At 63.5% G+C, this 14,376-nt stretch carries 17 protein-coding genes; 8 read left to right on the top strand and 9 right to left on the bottom strand.

The features are described from left to right. Positions 1-93: 93 nt before the first annotated feature. Complete coding sequence (locus tag LAC81_RS25255; protein WP_223729882.1) at positions 94-372, bottom strand: DUF2249 domain-containing protein; 279 nt, start codon at positions 370-372, stop codon at positions 94-96. A gap of 224 nt (positions 373-596) precedes the next feature. Here LAC81_RS25255 and hemN point away from each other — a divergent pair, with 224 nt between their 5' ends. Then, complete coding sequence (gene hemN, locus LAC81_RS25250; RefSeq protein ID WP_223729881.1) at positions 597-1,949, top strand: oxygen-independent coproporphyrinogen III oxidase; 1,353 nt, start codon at positions 597-599, stop codon at positions 1,947-1,949. Beyond that, positions 1,946-2,584 carry a hypothetical protein gene (locus LAC81_RS25245; protein ID WP_223729880.1) on the top strand — a complete coding sequence of 213 codons (639 nt, stop codon included), beginning with the start codon at positions 1,946-1,948 and terminating at the stop codon, positions 2,582-2,584. The genes hemN and LAC81_RS25245 overlap by 4 nt, the downstream gene beginning before the upstream one ends. A gap of 6 nt (positions 2,585-2,590) precedes the next feature. Here the strand turns inward: LAC81_RS25245 and LAC81_RS25240 are convergent, their stop codons facing one another. The 6 genes from LAC81_RS25240 to LAC81_RS25215 all read right to left on the bottom strand — a co-directional run bounded on the left by LAC81_RS25240 (position 2,591) and on the right by LAC81_RS25215 (position 8,202). Continuing rightward, entirely contained in the window at positions 2,591-4,492 is a 1,902-nt protein-coding gene (locus LAC81_RS25240; RefSeq protein WP_223729879.1) for a nitric oxide reductase activation protein NorD, read from the bottom strand. An 8-nt stretch (positions 4,493-4,500) separates the two neighbouring features. Beyond that, positions 4,501-5,313 carry a CbbQ/NirQ/NorQ/GpvN family protein gene (locus LAC81_RS25235; RefSeq protein ID WP_065373341.1) on the bottom strand — a complete coding sequence of 271 codons (813 nt, stop codon included), beginning with the start codon at positions 5,311-5,313 and terminating at the stop codon, positions 4,501-4,503. A 65-nt stretch (positions 5,314-5,378) separates the two neighbouring features. Further along, on the bottom strand, positions 5,379-6,725 hold the full coding sequence (locus LAC81_RS25230) for a nitric-oxide reductase large subunit (protein WP_223729878.1): 1,347 nt from the start codon (positions 6,723-6,725) through the stop codon (positions 5,379-5,381). Between the two features lie 24 nt (positions 6,726-6,749). Continuing rightward, positions 6,750-7,202, bottom strand: a complete 453-nt coding sequence (locus LAC81_RS25225; protein WP_113538313.1) for a c-type cytochrome — start codon at positions 7,200-7,202, stop codon at positions 6,750-6,752. A gap of 158 nt (positions 7,203-7,360) precedes the next feature. Further along, the gene (locus LAC81_RS25220) at positions 7,361-7,639 is read right to left on the bottom strand and encodes a cytochrome C oxidase subunit IV family protein (protein WP_223729877.1); all 279 of its coding nucleotides are present in this window, start codon (positions 7,637-7,639) and stop codon (positions 7,361-7,363) included. 5 nt (positions 7,640-7,644) lie between these two features. Further along, a complete protein-coding gene (locus LAC81_RS25215) occupies positions 7,645-8,202 on the bottom strand; it encodes a cytochrome c oxidase subunit 3 (protein ID WP_223729876.1) in 558 nt (185 codons plus the stop codon). Positions 8,203-8,324: 122 nt separating this feature from the next. Between LAC81_RS25215 and LAC81_RS25210 the strand changes: the two genes are divergently transcribed. The 3 genes from LAC81_RS25210 to LAC81_RS25200 all read left to right on the top strand — a co-directional run bounded on the left by LAC81_RS25210 (position 8,325) and on the right by LAC81_RS25200 (position 9,687). Beyond that, complete coding sequence (locus tag LAC81_RS25210; protein WP_089044838.1) at positions 8,325-8,480, top strand: hypothetical protein; 156 nt, start codon at positions 8,325-8,327, stop codon at positions 8,478-8,480. Positions 8,481-8,558: 78 nt separating this feature from the next. Beyond that, the gene (locus tag LAC81_RS25205; protein ID WP_223729875.1) at positions 8,559-8,987 is read left to right on the top strand and encodes a hemerythrin domain-containing protein; all 429 of its coding nucleotides are present in this window, start codon (positions 8,559-8,561) and stop codon (positions 8,985-8,987) included. A 10-nt stretch (positions 8,988-8,997) separates the two neighbouring features. Continuing rightward, positions 8,998-9,687, top strand: coding sequence for an NnrU family protein (locus LAC81_RS25200; protein WP_223729874.1), 690 nt, complete (start codon positions 8,998-9,000; stop codon positions 9,685-9,687). 1 nt (position 9,688) lies between these two features. Here LAC81_RS25200 and LAC81_RS25195 read toward each other — a convergent pair whose 3' ends face one another. Both LAC81_RS25195 and LAC81_RS25190 read right to left on the bottom strand, forming a co-directional pair. Beyond that, on the bottom strand, positions 9,689-10,279 hold the full coding sequence (locus LAC81_RS25195) for a UbiX family flavin prenyltransferase (protein ID WP_223729873.1): 591 nt from the start codon (positions 10,277-10,279) through the stop codon (positions 9,689-9,691). Next, positions 10,276-11,787, bottom strand: a complete 1,512-nt coding sequence (locus tag LAC81_RS25190) for a UbiD family decarboxylase (RefSeq protein ID WP_223729872.1) — start codon at positions 11,785-11,787, stop codon at positions 10,276-10,278. The genes LAC81_RS25195 and LAC81_RS25190 overlap by 4 nt, the downstream gene beginning before the upstream one ends. A 124-nt stretch (positions 11,788-11,911) precedes the next feature. On the opposite strand from LAC81_RS25190, the gene ubiT reads away from it, so the two are divergent. Genes ubiT through ubiV form a run of 3 tightly spaced genes read left to right on the top strand, consistent with a single transcriptional unit; the run spans position 11,912 to position 14,350 of the window. Next, positions 11,912-12,430, top strand: coding sequence for a ubiquinone anaerobic biosynthesis accessory factor UbiT (ubiT, locus tag LAC81_RS25185; RefSeq protein WP_223729871.1), 519 nt, complete (start codon positions 11,912-11,914; stop codon positions 12,428-12,430). Beyond that, complete coding sequence (ubiU, locus tag LAC81_RS25180; protein ID WP_223729870.1) at positions 12,421-13,398, top strand: ubiquinone anaerobic biosynthesis protein UbiU; 978 nt, start codon at positions 12,421-12,423, stop codon at positions 13,396-13,398. Before ubiT ends, ubiU begins: the two co-directional genes overlap by 10 nt. Positions 13,399-13,405: 7 nt before the next feature. After that, positions 13,406-14,350, top strand: coding sequence for a ubiquinone anaerobic biosynthesis protein UbiV (gene ubiV / locus LAC81_RS25175; RefSeq protein WP_223729869.1), 945 nt, complete (start codon positions 13,406-13,408; stop codon positions 14,348-14,350). Positions 14,351-14,376 lie beyond the last annotated feature (26 nt).

The raw sequence follows: 14,376 nt of genomic DNA, 5'->3' as shown, positions 1-14,376 counted from the left end.
ATGAACGTGATCGGTTCTCATAAGTGAGAGCGGGATGTGAGCGGAAAACGGCGAATGCCTTTCCCCATCCCGCTCTTGAGGCGCATCGAGGGCTCAGTGCCCGCCGCAGCAGCAATCGCAGCCGGAGGATTGCTGCCGGCCGATCTCGACACGCCAGACATCCGGTCCCTGCTCGAGGTATTCCCAGGTGAATTCGCCCGGATAGCGGGTTTCCAGCTGGTAGTGCAGCGGACGCGGATCGTGGTCGTTGATGATGATGAAGGCGCCGCCCTCGGCAAGCGCATTCAGCATGCCGAAGATTTTCGGATGGCGTTCCACCGGTGGAATCGTCCGCACATCGATGAAGGGCTTGTCGGTCTCTGCAATGGTCATGGTCATCCGCTTCTGAGCGCCGTCGTTTGATGATGGTCCGGGAAACGCCGGCGCACACGCCCCGGATTTCCGCAACCTAGCGACCACGCAGCCGCGACATTTTGTCGAAGCGCAAACAAATCCCGCTTTGGCCGAGACCATGCCCGTCCTTGACTTTTCGCAAAGAGCTGCCGCCCCGCACGGCCTAGAAAAGCTGCATCCATCGCCACCCAGATGAGGACGAAATGCAAGCTTCCGCGCTCCTGAAATACGGTGAAATGCGCCTGCCGCGCTACACGAGTTATCCGACCGCGCCGCGCTTTGCCGCTGATGTCGACGATCACACCTATGGCGACTGGCTGAGGGCGATCCCCGAGGGGCAGGACGTGTCGCTCTACCTGCACATCCCCTTCTGTCGTTCCATGTGCTGGTACTGCGGCTGCCATACGACGATCACCAAAAAGGACGATCCGATCCTCGACTATCTTGAGGTGCTCCGAGACGAGATCCGCACGGTCGCCGACACTATTGGCCGGCGGCTGCCGGTTGCAGAAGTACACTTTGGCGGCGGCACGCCGACAATCATCGAGCCGCGTGAATTCCTGGCGTTGATGGCGTTGATGCGCGACCGCTTCGCGCTGTCACCATCGGCCAATGTCGCCGTCGAGATCGATCCGCGCCGGCTGACGCTCGCCATGGCCGAGGCACTCGGCGAAGGCGGCGTCCGGCGCGCGAGCCTCGGCGTGCAGAGCTTCGATCCCGTCGTGCAGAAGGCAATCAACCGCATCCAGAGCGAGAAGCAGACGGCCGAAGCCGTCGACCACCTGCGCGGCGCCGGCATAGGCGGGATCAATTTCGACCTGATCTACGGCCTGCCGCATCAGACGGTGCGCTCCTGCGTCGAGACGGTCGAAGCGGCCGTGGCGATGCGGCCGGAACGGTTCGCGGTTTTCGGTTACGCCCACGTGCCGAGCTTCAAGAAGCACCAGCGTATGATCGAGGAGACGGCGCTGCCCGACAGTGCGGCGCGCGCCGAACAGGCGATGGCGATCAGCGAGGCGCTGGTCAAAGCCGGCTACCGGCAGATCGGCCTCGACCATTTTGCCTTGCCTGACGACGATCTGGTCACGGCCCAGGCGACCGGAAAGCTCCGCCGCAATTTCCAGGGCTACACGACCGACACCTGCGAGACCCTGATCGGTTTCGGTGCCTCGGCGATCGGCCGTTCGCGCGACGGTTATGTGCAAAACGAGGTGCCGCCCGGTGTCTATGCGAGCCGCATCGCCTCCGGTCGCCTCGCAACCACCAAGGGCTACCGACTGACCGACGAGGACAGGCTGCGCGCCGCGATCATCGAGCGGCTGATGTGCGATTTCAGCGCGGATATTTCCACAATCGCCGCAGCGCATGGCCGGGACTGGCAATCGTTCGTAGACGGCAATAGAAAACTGGCCGAGCTGCAAAAGGATAGCGTGATCGATATCGCTGATGGCGTCATCACCGTCCGCCCCGAGCACCGTTTCGTGATCCGCGTGGTGGCGGCGGCCTTCGATGCCTATATCGACGAGTCGCAGCGGGTGCACAGCAAGGCGGCGTGAAGATCCTCAGTGCTTTTTGCGGAGCCGATGGCCTGGTGTCCAAACCGGGCCATCGGCGACTTGCTGCCTGCGCACATCGTCGTCTACCCTCACACGATCTTCAACGAGATCGCCGTGTTCACGACCGTAATCAGCCCTATCCCATGAGAGAACCAGACGAACCCAATGGGCTGCAGGTCGTCGCCTTTCAAGGTCGACGCTCTTCCCTGAAGATGGTCATAAAGCAGTACCAGTTCCCTGACATTGAGGATGACGCGTGGGATTCGAACTGGCTGGTCGTCGAAGGCCGGGTCGACATCAAAGGCAGGAAATGGACGTTTCGCGATCCATGTCTCACAACCATTGGAGCGGAGCATCTGGCGGACTGGCTCGAGGAAGTCTCACAAGGAGAGCCGTCGACAATCGACTGCATCTTCACCGAGCCGAACCTCGAATTCCGTTATCAGAAGAACCGGCAGCTACGTATCCGTTTCGCAGTCGAGTCCGGCCCACCGGGATGCGATACGGCCGTTCAGTGGAACGAGCGCAGTTTTCTGGTGCCGGTCAGTTTCGCGCTTGCAACTGCCGCAAGACAATTGCGGCAGCAACTCGGTCGGTTTCCTCCAAGAGGGCCAAGCCCTCGCCCCGGTCGCTGATCCGCCTTACCCAACCAGATTGCGGTAGATCGCCGGCAGCGCCGCCGGCAGCCGCGAGATGTTGCCCACGACCGCGTAGCCGTTCTGGCCGAACATGGCGGGCACATAGGACTTCGCTTCGCGGTCGACGGTGACGGCGAAGGTGTTGATGCCGCTGCGCCGTGCCTCCGTGACCGCCCGGCGGCTGTCTTCAAGCGCGAAACGCCCCTCGTAGTGGTCGATGTCGTTGGGCTTGCCGTCGGTCAGCACCAGCAACAGCTTCTTGCGGTTCGGTTGCCGGCGAAGCTCGGCCGAGGCGTGCCGGATCGCGGCGCCGATGCGAGTGTAGTAGCCGGGCTTCAGCGCGGCGATGCGCGCCTCGACCAGAGGTCCCATCGCCTCGTTGAAGGCCTTGACCGTTTCCACCCGCACCCAGTCGCGCCGCCTTGAGGTGAAGGTGAGGATCGAGTGGTTGTCGCCGCAAGCGGAAAGCCCGTGCGCAAGGATGAGCAGGGCCTCTTTTTCCACGTCGAGTACCCGCCGGTTGTCGGACCAGGAATCGGTCGACAGCGAAACGTCGACGAGGATCGTGACCGCCAGATCGTGCACCTGCGGCCGGCTCATCAGATGAATGCGATCGCTGCCCTGGCCGCCGGCGGCGAGGTCGGTGCGGGCGCGCACGACCGCGTCGAGATCGAGATCGGCGCCGTCAAGTTGGGCACGCAGCATCTCGTGCCGGGGGCGCAGCACTTCGAACTGGCGCCGCACCCGGCGGATCAGGCTCCTGCTTTCCTCGTTGAGTTCCGTCCGCTCTTCCTGGGCGGAAGCCGGCATCGCCAGCACGCGGCAGTGGTCCTTGAGGTACTGCCCGGTCCGGTAGTTCCATTCGGGATAGGTGAGCTCGGCCGTCAGCGGCGTGGGGTCGACGGCTTCCGGCGGCAGGTCGAGATCGAAACGGAAGCGTGCCGATGGGCGTCCCTTGCGCTCGCCGAGCGTCATGTCGTCGAGTTCGTCGGCTGCCTTGCTGTCGTGGTCGTCGCTGTCGTCGCCTGGGCGGTCGACATTGACCATCTCGGCCATGGCCAGGATCTTCTCGAAGCGATTGAGAATGAAGGGGCTGCGTTCGCCCTTGCGGTTCTCCGGATTTTCGCGCACCGCCACATGGCGCTCGACCTCGGCGCCCGCACTCTGCGTGCCCGGCGTTGCGGCAACATCCTCGTCGCGCGTGGTCGTGGTTTCGGTGCGCAGCAGCGTGTCCGGCCAGAGCGGCATCGGCAGCATCGGCAGATAGCCGGGCGGTGCGCGATGTGGAAAGATCACCGGCAACGTCGTGTCCGCCTGGCCCGTCGCCTTGCGCAACAGGCGCAAGATGCGGTTTTCGAGATGCTGCTCGATCGAGGGCAGTCCAGCCCTCTGCCGCTCGGCAAGGGTCGCCTCCGCGAGACGGCGATAGCGCCGCCTAAGGCCGGGAAACCGCTGGAAGACTTCCTCGACCGTTTCCTGGGCCCGCGATACCAGCGCCAGATCACGACGGAGCGAATCGGTTTCGCTGACGGGGTCGACCGGCATCGTCGCCATATAGGCGACGAGCCAGTGATAGAGGTCCCGGTTCAGGTCTTTCGACGGAAAGATGTCGATCTCGCCCGGCAGCATCAGCGACGCGTGATCGCGCGCCGGCTGGACGAGTTTCTCTTCGCCAAGCCCCATGCGCTGCCGCCACCGCAAGCGATGGGTCGACGTGCGCCCGCGGGCGGGCACGATCTGCACCGCCGCCTCGCCGCCATGTCCGCGAAAGGAGACTCCGAGTACCGGCAGCATGTCGGCGAGCTTCACCGCCTCTTCCGGATAACGCCGCCAGGTTCTGGTGTTGCCGACGAAACGGTGCCAGGCCCGTCCGACGGTTTCTTCGAGCTCGAGGAAATCAAGCATGGTTCACCTCACGCGATCAGCGAACCGGCCACTTCGAGAAGTGCGGCACGCACATCCGGTTCATCGGTGAGCGGCTCGATCATCGCGGCCCGCACTGCATCCTTGACCGGCATGCCGGCATCGATCAGCGAGGCGCAATAGACGAGCAGCCGGGTCGACACGCCTTCTTCGAGGTCATGCCCCTTCAGAGCGCGCAGGCGCTGCGCGAGGTTGACGAGCGGTGCCACCTGGCTCTCCAGCAATCCGCTCTCCTGCGAAACGACTGATATCTCCTCGTTCCGCGGCAGGAAATCGAACTCGATCGCCACGAAGCGCTGCCTTGTGCTGGGCTTCAGGCTCTTCAGCAGGTTCTGGTAGCCGGGATTATAGGAAACGATCAGCATGAAGCTCGACGGTGCTTCGAGCAGTTCGCCAGTGCGCTCGAGCGGCAGCATGCGGCGGTCGTCGGTCAGCGGATGCAGGACGACGGCCACGTCCTTGCGGGCTTCGACGATCTCGTCGAGATAGCAGACGCCGCCGTTGCGCACGGCCCGGGTCAACGGGCCGTCGACCCAGACGGTGTCGCCGCCCTTGAGAAGATACCGTCCGGTGAGGTCGGCGGCGGCCAGATCGTCATGGCAGGAAACGGTCGAAAGCGGCAGACCGAGCTTCGCCGCCATGTGGCTGACGAAGCGGGTCTTGCCGCATCCGGTCGGTCCCTTCAAGAGCAGCGGCAGCTGCCGCACCCAGGCGCTTTCGAACAGCGCGCATTCATTGCCGGAGGGACTATAGGCGGGGATATCGAGCGCCGCGCGACTGGCAGCGGATTGGACAGGGCTCATGGCAAGTCTCCATGCTGGGAATTCTTGGGGGAGATGCCGGCGCGGCAGTCGCGCCGGCAGATGGTTCATTCTGCGGGCTGGACGACGCCGGCAAGCTTCTCGCTGCGCTCGCGGCCGGGCATCAGAACTGCCCAGATGAACATCAGCGCCGAGACGAGGACGACGGCACCCGAGCCGAGGCGGATCCAGTAGAACAGCGCCAGCTGGTCCTGGACGTCCATGTAGCTCTCGCCGAGCACCCGCTGCAGATGCGCCTGGAGCACACCGGCGAAGGTGAGCGCGAAGGTCATGACCGACATGGCGGTGCACATGATCCAGAAGCTCACCATCGACAGCCACTGGTTATAGGGCGCACGGCCGCGGATTTCCGGAATGGCGTAGGCCATGACCGCGAGGTTCAGCATCACATAGGCGCCGAAGAAGGCGAGGTGTCCGTGGGCCGCGGTCACCTGGGTGCCGTGGGTATAGTAGTTCACCGAAGACAGCGTGTGCAGGAAGCCCCAGACGCCGGCACCGAAGAAGGCCATGACCGAGCAGCCGATCGACCAGAGGAGAGCTGCGCGGTTCGGATGCTTGCGGCCAGCCTTCCAGGTCATCACGAAGGTGAAGACCACCATGGTGAAGAAGGGGGCGACTTCCAGCGTCGAGAACAGCGAACCGATCCACTGCCAGTAACCCGGGGCGCCGATCCAGTAGTAGTGGTGGCCCGTGCCGAGGATACCGGAGAAGAGCGCCAGGCCAACGATGACATAGAGCCACTTTTCGACGACTTCGCGGTCGATACCGTTGAGCTTGATCATCAGGAAGGCGAGCACCGATGCCATGATCAGTTCCCAGACGCCTTCGACCCAGAGATGGACGACGTACCACCAGTACATCTTGTCGAGCGCCAGGTTGATCGGGTTGTAGAAGGCGAAGAGGAAGAAGATCGCCACACCCCAGAGCCCGAAGATCAGGATGTTGGTGACGGTGGTCTTGCGGCCTTTCAGCACCGTCAGCGTGATGTTGTAGAGGAACATCAGCGCGACGATGACGATGCCCACCTTGATGGCGAAGGGCTGCTCGAGAAATTCGCGCCCCTCGTGGATGTGCAGGAGATAGCCGACGACGGCGACGGCCGCGGCGATCAGGAAGATCCAGAACTGCGCGACGGCGATCTTCGTGCTGTAGAGTTCGGTTTCGGCTTCTTCCGGCAGCAGGTAGTAGGTCGCGCCCATGAAGCCCATGAGCAGCCAGACGATCAGCGCGTTGGTGTGGACCATGCGCACGATGTTGAAGGGCAGCAGCTCGGAGAGCGTGTTGGGCAGGACGTAAATGGTGCCGGCAAGCACGCCGAACAGCACCTGGGCGAGGAACAGGCCGAGCGCTCCGTAGAAGTAGAGCATCGCGACCTTTTGGGTTTGGTATTTCATGGTGTCACACTCCAATCGGTTCGCTTAACCTGCCTCGTTCGGCGGCCAGTTCTGGGTCTTGATGCGGCTCGTCCATTCGAGGAAGTCGGCGAGGTCGTTGAGTTCCTGTTCGGTCAGGTTGAACTGCGGCATCTGCCGCCGTCCCTCGATGCCGGTCGGCTGGGCGGCCATCCAGGCTTTAAGCGTTTCGCGGGCGCCATCCGGATCGGCCTCGCCGCCGAAGCGCTTCCACACATTGCCGAGCTCGGGCGCGAAGTAGGCGCCCTCGCCGAGCAACGTGTGGCAGTTGATACAGGAGTTCTTTTCCCAGACGTGTTTGCCGCGTGCGACCGCATCGGTGAGCGTCGTTTCGTCCGTCGAGGTCGTCCGCATGTAGTAGTGGCTGTGGGCGGTTAGCCCGACAAAGATTGCGAAGAAAAAGAAGGACCCGCCGTAAAAGACGTTACGGGCCCCGGTTTTGGTGAGGCGTTCTGCCATCACGTGGTCCTTTCGATTTCAGTTGGCCGCTGAGAGTGCGGCCGGCTGATCTGATCCCCTCCCCGTGCGGCGCAGCCGGCAACAATCGGGGCGAACCCATGTCTAGGGAAATCGGCGGCGGCTTCTTTGCGTTTCGGCAAACAAGTCCGCGGGTCGTCTCAGCTGAAGAGAGCAGTGCTCAGGACCAGCTTCGCTGCGGCGATAAGGACAAGTGCTGCGGGCCAGATCAAAAGGCCAAGACGAAGGGTTGACGGCGCCTGCCGGAGACCCATGAAATCGAGCGCGACGAACCGGCATTTGACGATGGCGAGCCCGAGCAACACGGCGATGACGAGGGTGGCAGGCCCGGCGATCGCCATCAGCGCCATGCCCGAAATCACGGCTCCGGCAAGCAGAAGCCAGGTGTTGATCAATTGTCTGGGATTGCGATCGGTCATGGCTCTCACACGAGATAGACGAGCGGGAACATCACGATCCAGACCAGATCGATCACGTGCCAGAGCGTGGTGATCAGCTCGACATTGCCGGGTTTCGGTCGCCAGGCAACGATGAGCAGCACGAAAGCACCGAAGACGACGTGCAGCAGATGGAATCCGGTGACGAGAAAATAGAGCTCGAAGAATGAGCCGAACCTAGGATCGCCGGCGACGCCAGCCTCGGCACTATATTCGAAGAGCTTGATCGCCGCGAAGGCGAAGCCGAAAAGTGCCGCATTCACCAGCGCCCGCCTGCGCTGCTTAAGCGATGCCATCGGCCTCGTCGCCAAGGCCGCCTGCCAGCCGCTTGTCAGGAGAACTAGCGTATTGATGCCGGCAAGCAGCGGATCGAGATGCGAACGGGCGGCGGCAAACGCGTCCGGCTGGAGAAGGCCCACAATCAGGAAGCCGACAAGCAGAATGCCGAAGGCGGCAAGTTCGCTCCAGACGAGCACCCAGAGCAGCAAGGCGTCCGTCGTGTCCTCTTCCGCCGTTGCGGCAATCGGATGACTGCGGGCATCCATGTCAGCGCCTCCGTTCAAAAAACATCGTTCGAGCTAGGCGCGGGCGCCCACCCTGTCTTTGCGATTGAGCAAAGAAGCCGGCAGGGGGCGGGGCTATTGGCTGACAACAAAGGAGCCTTCCGATGACAGACGCACAGATCGGCCTTTCCGTCGCCACCCCCATCATCATCGTCTTTGCCCTCGTGCTCTATCGCATGGGCGTTCTTCAGCGCGGCGCGACGCTGTCGGCGATCCTCTCCTCCGTTGCTATCGCCATCGTTCTCTTTCTCGATCGCTGATCTGCAAACTTTGAGAAATGTCAAAGAGGATCATTGCCGTCGGGTGTAGTTCGAACCAACACTCAACGGAGCAGATCGATGCAGCAGCACTTTTCAGAACATCACGAGCTGGGGCAGGCTTACCGCGAGCTTTTGTCCCTGTGTGATCGCCTCGAGACGCTCGCCGATTCCATCCCGCGCCGCATCGACCTGACGAGCTGCCGCGTGATCATGACGGAGTTGCCGGAAAAGCTCAGGCGCGTGCACGCGCTGGAGGAAATGATCCTGTTTCCAGCGGTCGAAATTCAGCGGTCGGACGACGGCCGCGACGCCTTGATCGCACGGCTGCGCGCCGAGCATGACCAGGACGATCGGGCAGCCGTCGAACTGGTGCGTGTACTGAAGGCGGTTCTCGACAACAGGGCGTCGCTCAGCTGGGATGCGATCGGCTACATGTTGCGGGGCTTCTTCGAAACGGTTCGCCGCCATGTAGAAACGGAGCGCCTGCTTCTCTGGCGCCATGCGTGAGACAACCGATATGACCTATTTTCTCCTCGCCTTCGCCGTCTTCCTGCTGCTCCATCTTGTGCCGGCCTGGCCGACGCTACGCCAGGGACTGATTAACCGGCTCGGCCGCTCGACCTATTTCGCGGTCTATTCGCTTCTGTCCGTGCTCGCTCTCGGTTTCGTCTTTCACGCGGCCCTTCAGCTCGATTTCATGCCGCTCTGGGAACCGGCGGCCTGGCAGGCCTGGGTAACCTTCGTTCTGGCGCCACTCGGCATCTTTCTCGTGCTGGCCGGGCTCTTCAGCGAGAACGCGCTGTCGATATCCATCTACCAGGGGAACGAACGACCGGGTGCCATCGTGACGATCACCCGCCACCCGGTGCTCTGGGGCTTCCTGCTCTGGGCCGCCGGTCACATCGTGCCCAATGGCGACCTGCGCGCGCTGGTGCTTTTCGGCGGTTTCGCGCTGTTTTCCGTCGGTGGTTTCTTCATGCTCGAAAAGCGTGCCCGCCGACGTTTGGGCGACGACTGGCAAGCGGCCTCGAAGGGCACGTCAGTCTGGCCCTTCGCAGCGATCATCCGGGGCGAAACCCGATTGCGCGCCGATCCCGTGATGATCATCGCCGCCTTTGCCACCGTCGCGATTGCCGTGTGGCTGCTGCTTGGCGGTCACGAGGTCCTGTTCGGCGCCGATCCGCTGCTTCAGGCGACCGCGTTCTAGATCACGATGATTTTTGGTCCTCACCCTGCCAGGCCTTCGCCAGCGGTGTGATCGGCAGCGCCAGCAGGTCGATCGCCCGGGCCGCCAGATGGTCGACGATGGCCTCGACGGTTTCAGGCCGATGATAGAAGGCCGGCACCGGCGTCATGATAATCGCCCCCATTTCCGTGACGGCGCACATGTTGCGCAGGTGACCGAGATGCAGCGGCGTTTCGCGCGCCATCAGAACCAATCGGCGCCGCTCCTTCAGATGCACGTCGGCTGCGCGGACCACGAGGTTATCGGCCATGCCGGCAGAGATCGCCGCGAGTGTACGCATGGAGCACGGCGCCACGATCATGCCGGCCGTCGAAAACGACCCACTCGCAATCGCCGCGCCGATATCGGCGTGGTCATAGGTTCGCGCAGCCTTACGCAACAGGGAGGGAAGTGCCTCTGCGCCAACCTCATGCGCGAGCGTGCGGTGCGCCGCCGGCGACAGGACGAGATGCAGCTCGACGCTTTCGATTTCGCCGAGACGCTCGGCGATGCGAACGGCAATCGCAGCGCCTGAAGCGCCGGTAACGCCGAGGACGATCTTCAACCGGTTCATCGCGTCAGCCCTCCAAGCCCGAGACCGGCCCAGATCGCATCGACCTGACCAATGACCTCGGGTGACATCTCCAGAACGCGTCCCCATTCGCGGTCGGTCTCGGTGCCGATCTTGTTGGTGGCGTCGAGCCCGAGCTTGCCGCCGAGGCCGGAGCGCGGCGACGCGAAGTCGAGATAGTCGATCGGCGTCCCCTCGATCACGGTCACGTCGCGGCTGGCATCGAAGCGGGTCGCAAGAGCCCACATCACATCGGACCAGTTGCGCACGTCGATATCCGGGTCGACGGCGATGATCAGCTTGGTGTAGCTGAACTGCGGCAGGACAGACCATAGCCCCATCATCACGCGCTTGGCCTGTCCGGGATAACGCTTGTCGATCGCGACAACCATGGCCCGGTAAGAGCAGGCTTCGGGTGGCAGATAGAGGTCGGATATCTCGGGAAACTGCTTGCGAACCAGCGGCACGAACAGCCTGTTCATCGCCTCTCCGAGCCGCGAAGGCTCGTCCGGCGGCCGGCCGGTATAGGTGGAAAGATAGAGCGGAGTCCGACGCATGGTGATCGCCGACAAACGCATGACCGGGAACGGCTCCACCGAATTATAATAGCCGGTGTGATCGCCATAGGGGCCCTCCTCCGCGGTCTCGCTCGCTGAGACCGTCCCCTCCAGCACGATCTCCGCATTGGCCGGCACCGAAAGCGGCACGGTTTTCGCCTTCACGAGTTGCGTCCTGCCGCGCCGAAGCAGCCCTGCGAAATTCAGCTCGCTCAAGCCATCGGGCAGCGGCATGACCGCAGAAAGAATCGTCGCCGGGTCGGCGCCGATGACGACCGCGATCGGCATGTCCTGACCGAGGCGTTGCCACAGACGATGGTGGCGGGCGCCGCCGCGGTGGGCGAGCCAGCGCACGATGGCGCGATCGGCCCCCAGCACCTGCATGCGATAGATCCCGACATTGACATCGAGCGGATCATCCGGCGCGCGCGTGATCACCAGCGGCCAGGTGATGAGCGGCGCCGGCTCACCCGGCCAGCACCATTGAACCGGCAGACGTCCGAGGTCGATTTCCTGATCGCGCCAGACGACCTCCTGACAGAGTGCGCGCGTTACCTTTCGCGGCCGCATGTACATCGCCGATCGGAGCAGAGGCAGCCGGTCCCAGGCGTCGCGCAGCGACTGCGGCGCTCTCGGATCGCGCAGTTCCGCAAGTTCGCCGGCAAGTGCATCGAGCCCACCCGGCGCCAGGCCGAAACCACGCTCGATCCGGCGTTCCGACCCGAAGAGATTAGTCAGAAGCGGGATCGAATGTGCGGCGCCCGTCGCATCGACCGGCCGCTCGAAGAGAAGCGCCGGCCCGTCGGCGGCAAGCACGCGGCGGTGGATTTCGGTCACCTCATGCACCAGCGACACCGGCCGCGAAATACGCTTCAGATCGCCTTCGCGCTCGAGCGCGTCGACAAAATCCTGAAGCGTTGCAAAGCCCTGGGACGGGCGGAAGGTCCTGTTCATGGAACCTGTTTGTGGCGGCGAATGGCCCTTGTCTTTGACGTGGCGCAAACAACCCGCCGCCCCGGGCGACTAGCATGCGGCGCATCGTCCGATTCTCCCTGCAGAGGTAGTCCCACAGGTCGTCATGACACTTCCCCTCGCGATCACCGTACCCCTCAACTTCGTTCCCATCATCGCCATCGAAAGCCTGGTGCAACGCGTCTTTGCCCGCGTGATCGAGACCCATCCCGGCCTCTTCGACCGTCTCGCGGATCACGCAGCCAAGCGCTACGCCTTCCTGCCGTCGGACCTGCCGATCGGCTTCCTTGTCGAACCGGCCGTGCCGCGCATCTCCGTGCATCGCAAGGAGCGCGCGCCGGTTTCCGATGCCTGCATGGAAGGCGAACTCGTGCTGCTTCTGGCGCTGCTCGAGGGCCGCATCGACGGCGACGCCGTCTTCTTCTCGCGCGATCTTGCCGTCAGCGGCGACATGGAGGCAATGCTGGCGCTGCGCAACGCGCTCGACGATTGCGAGATCAACCTTCCAAGCGATCTCGCCGACATGGCCGGGCCGCTGGCGCCGCTCGTGCGTCGAGCTGGAGAACAGATCCGCGAGCGCGCGCTTGGCCGTGTTCTCAAGGAGGAGGCGCCCCAATGGAACTGATCTGCCCCGCCGGCACGCCTGCCGCCTTCCGCGAAGCCGTCGATGCCGGCGCCGACGCGGTCTATTGCGGCTTTCGCGACGAGACGAACGCCCGCAATTTTCCCGGCCTGAACTTCTCCCGAGACGAACTCCGAACGGCCATCGCCTATGCCAAACAGCGCAAGGTGATGACCTTCGTCGCGATCAATACGTTCATGCGCGCCGGCCAGGAGACGCTCTGGCATCAGGCGGTGGATGACGCCGTGGCGCTTGGTGCCGATGCCGTCATCCTCGCCGATTTCGGCCTGATGGCCTATACGGTCGAACGCCATCCCCACCAGCGGCTGCATGTCTCCGTGCAAGCCTCGGCCTCGAACGCCGATGCCGTGCGCTTCCTCGTCGAGGCCTTCGCGGCAAAACGCGTTGTGCTGCCGCGCACGCTGACGATCGCCGACATCGCCCGCCTTGCCAGGCAGATTGATTGCGAGATCGAAGTCTTTGCCTTCGGCGGCCTCTGCGTCATGGCCGAGGGGCGCTGTTCACTCTCTTCCTACGCCACCGGCAAGTCGCCCAACATGAACGGTGTCTGCTCGCCCGCAAGCCATGTGCGCTATCGCCAGGACGGACGCGATCTGGTGTCCGAGCTCGGAGATTACACCATCAACCGCTTCCCGGCAGGCGAAGCTGCCGGCTATCCGACGCTCTGCAAGGGCCGTTTCGACATTGCCGAGGAGCGCGGCTATGCCTTCGAAGATCCGGTTTCGCTCGACGTCATGGACCATATCGATGCGCTACGGAGCGCCGGCGTCAGCGCGCTGAAGATCGAGGGCCGGCAGCGCGGTAAGGCCTACGTCGCCGAGGTCGTCTCGGTCATGCGGCGGGCACTGACCGCCGGCGCCGCCGAGCGACCTGCCTTGGTGTCGCGGCTGAAGGCGCTCAGCGAAGGCCAGAAGACGACAACAGGCGCCTATGAAAAGCGCTGGAGGTAATCGGCCCATGACCATATCGACAAGCCCATCCAAACCCACCTTGAGCCTCGGCCCGGTCTATTATCTCTGGGATGGCCCCAAATGGCGCGACTTCTATTTCCGCATCGCCGACGAAGCGCCGATCGCCCACGTCACGATCGGCGAGGCCGTCTGCTCGAAGCGGCTGCATTTCATCGAGCCGCATGTCGGCGAGGTCATCGAACGGCTGGAGAATGCCGGCAAACAGGTGAGCCTCGCCTCGCTTGCGCTGGTGACGCTGGAACGCGAAAGCCAGCTGGTGCGCGGATTGGTGCGCGACAGCACGCATCCGATCGAAGCCAATGACCTATCCGCGCTGCATCTGCTTGCCGGCAGGCCGCATTCGATCGGGCCGCTGGTCAACGTCTATAACGGCGCGACCGCCCGGCTCCTGGCTTCGAGGGGCGCGACGAGCATCTGTCTGCCGCCGGAACTGCCGATGGCATCGGTGCGCGGCATCATTGCCGAGAACCCCGGCGTTGCCTTCGAGGTCTTCGCTTTCGGTCGCGTGCCGCTGGCGATCTCGGCGCGCTGCGCCCATGCCCGTTCCAAGGGGCTGATCAAGGACAATTGCCAGTTCATCTGCGGTGAGGATACGGACGGCCTGACCGTCGAGACGCTCGACCGGCAGCCCTTCCTGTCGCTGAACGGCGTGCAGACCATGTCGCACACCTGCCAGGCGCTGATGCAGGAGCTGCCGGAACTGGCTGCCGCTGGCGTATCGCGCATCCGGCTATCGCCGCAGGACTGCGACATGGTCGCGGTCGCACAAATATACGACGATGCGATCACTGGCCGGTGCTCCACCAGCGAAAGCCTTGCCCGGCTCGCCTCCACCTATCCCGACGTACCGTTTTCCAACGGCTTCCACCACGGCCAGACCGGAGCCGCCTGGGTCAAGGTCTCGGCACGTGACGGTGTCCCGGCTGCTTAGGGCAGGATGCGGAAAGCGTATGCGGA

Source organism: Ensifer adhaerens (assembly GCF_020035535.1).
GTDB lineage: Bacteria > Pseudomonadota > Alphaproteobacteria > Rhizobiales > Rhizobiaceae > Ensifer.
This window is presented reverse-complemented; position numbering and strand designations above follow the sequence as displayed.

Excerpts from the sequence above, each read along its gene's own strand:
- LAC81_RS25255 (WP_223729882.1), bottom strand. The coding sequence starts at position 372 with ATGACCATTGCAGAGACCGACAAGCCCTTCATCGATGTGCGGACGATT.
- hemN (WP_223729881.1), top strand. The coding sequence starts at position 597 with ATGCAAGCTTCCGCGCTCCTGAAATACGGTGAAATGCGCCTGCCGCGC.
- LAC81_RS25240 (WP_223729879.1), bottom strand. The coding sequence starts at position 4,492 with ATGCTTGATTTCCTCGAGCTCGAAGAAACCGTCGGACGGGCCTGGCAC.
- LAC81_RS25235 (WP_065373341.1), bottom strand. The coding sequence starts at position 5,313 with ATGAGCCCTGTCCAATCCGCTGCCAGTCGCGCGGCGCTCGATATCCCC.
- LAC81_RS25230 (WP_223729878.1), bottom strand. The coding sequence starts at position 6,725 with ATGAAATACCAAACCCAAAAGGTCGCGATGCTCTACTTCTACGGAGCG.
- LAC81_RS25225 (WP_113538313.1), bottom strand. The coding sequence starts at position 7,202 with ATGGCAGAACGCCTCACCAAAACCGGGGCCCGTAACGTCTTTTACGGC.
- LAC81_RS25220 (WP_223729877.1), bottom strand. The coding sequence starts at position 7,639 with ATGACCGATCGCAATCCCAGACAATTGATCAACACCTGGCTTCTGCTT.
- LAC81_RS25215 (WP_223729876.1), bottom strand. The coding sequence starts at position 8,202 with ATGGATGCCCGCAGTCATCCGATTGCCGCAACGGCGGAAGAGGACACG.
- LAC81_RS25210 (WP_089044838.1), top strand. The coding sequence starts at position 8,325 with ATGACAGACGCACAGATCGGCCTTTCCGTCGCCACCCCCATCATCATC.
- LAC81_RS25205 (WP_223729875.1), top strand. The coding sequence starts at position 8,559 with ATGCAGCAGCACTTTTCAGAACATCACGAGCTGGGGCAGGCTTACCGC.
- LAC81_RS25200 (WP_223729874.1), top strand. The coding sequence starts at position 8,998 with ATGACCTATTTTCTCCTCGCCTTCGCCGTCTTCCTGCTGCTCCATCTT.
- LAC81_RS25195 (WP_223729873.1), bottom strand. The coding sequence starts at position 10,279 with ATGAACCGGTTGAAGATCGTCCTCGGCGTTACCGGCGCTTCAGGCGCT.
- LAC81_RS25190 (WP_223729872.1), bottom strand. The coding sequence starts at position 11,787 with ATGAACAGGACCTTCCGCCCGTCCCAGGGCTTTGCAACGCTTCAGGAT.
- ubiT (WP_223729871.1), top strand. The coding sequence starts at position 11,912 with ATGACACTTCCCCTCGCGATCACCGTACCCCTCAACTTCGTTCCCATC.
- ubiU (WP_223729870.1), top strand. The coding sequence starts at position 12,421 with ATGGAACTGATCTGCCCCGCCGGCACGCCTGCCGCCTTCCGCGAAGCC.
- ubiV (WP_223729869.1), top strand. The coding sequence starts at position 13,406 with ATGACCATATCGACAAGCCCATCCAAACCCACCTTGAGCCTCGGCCCG.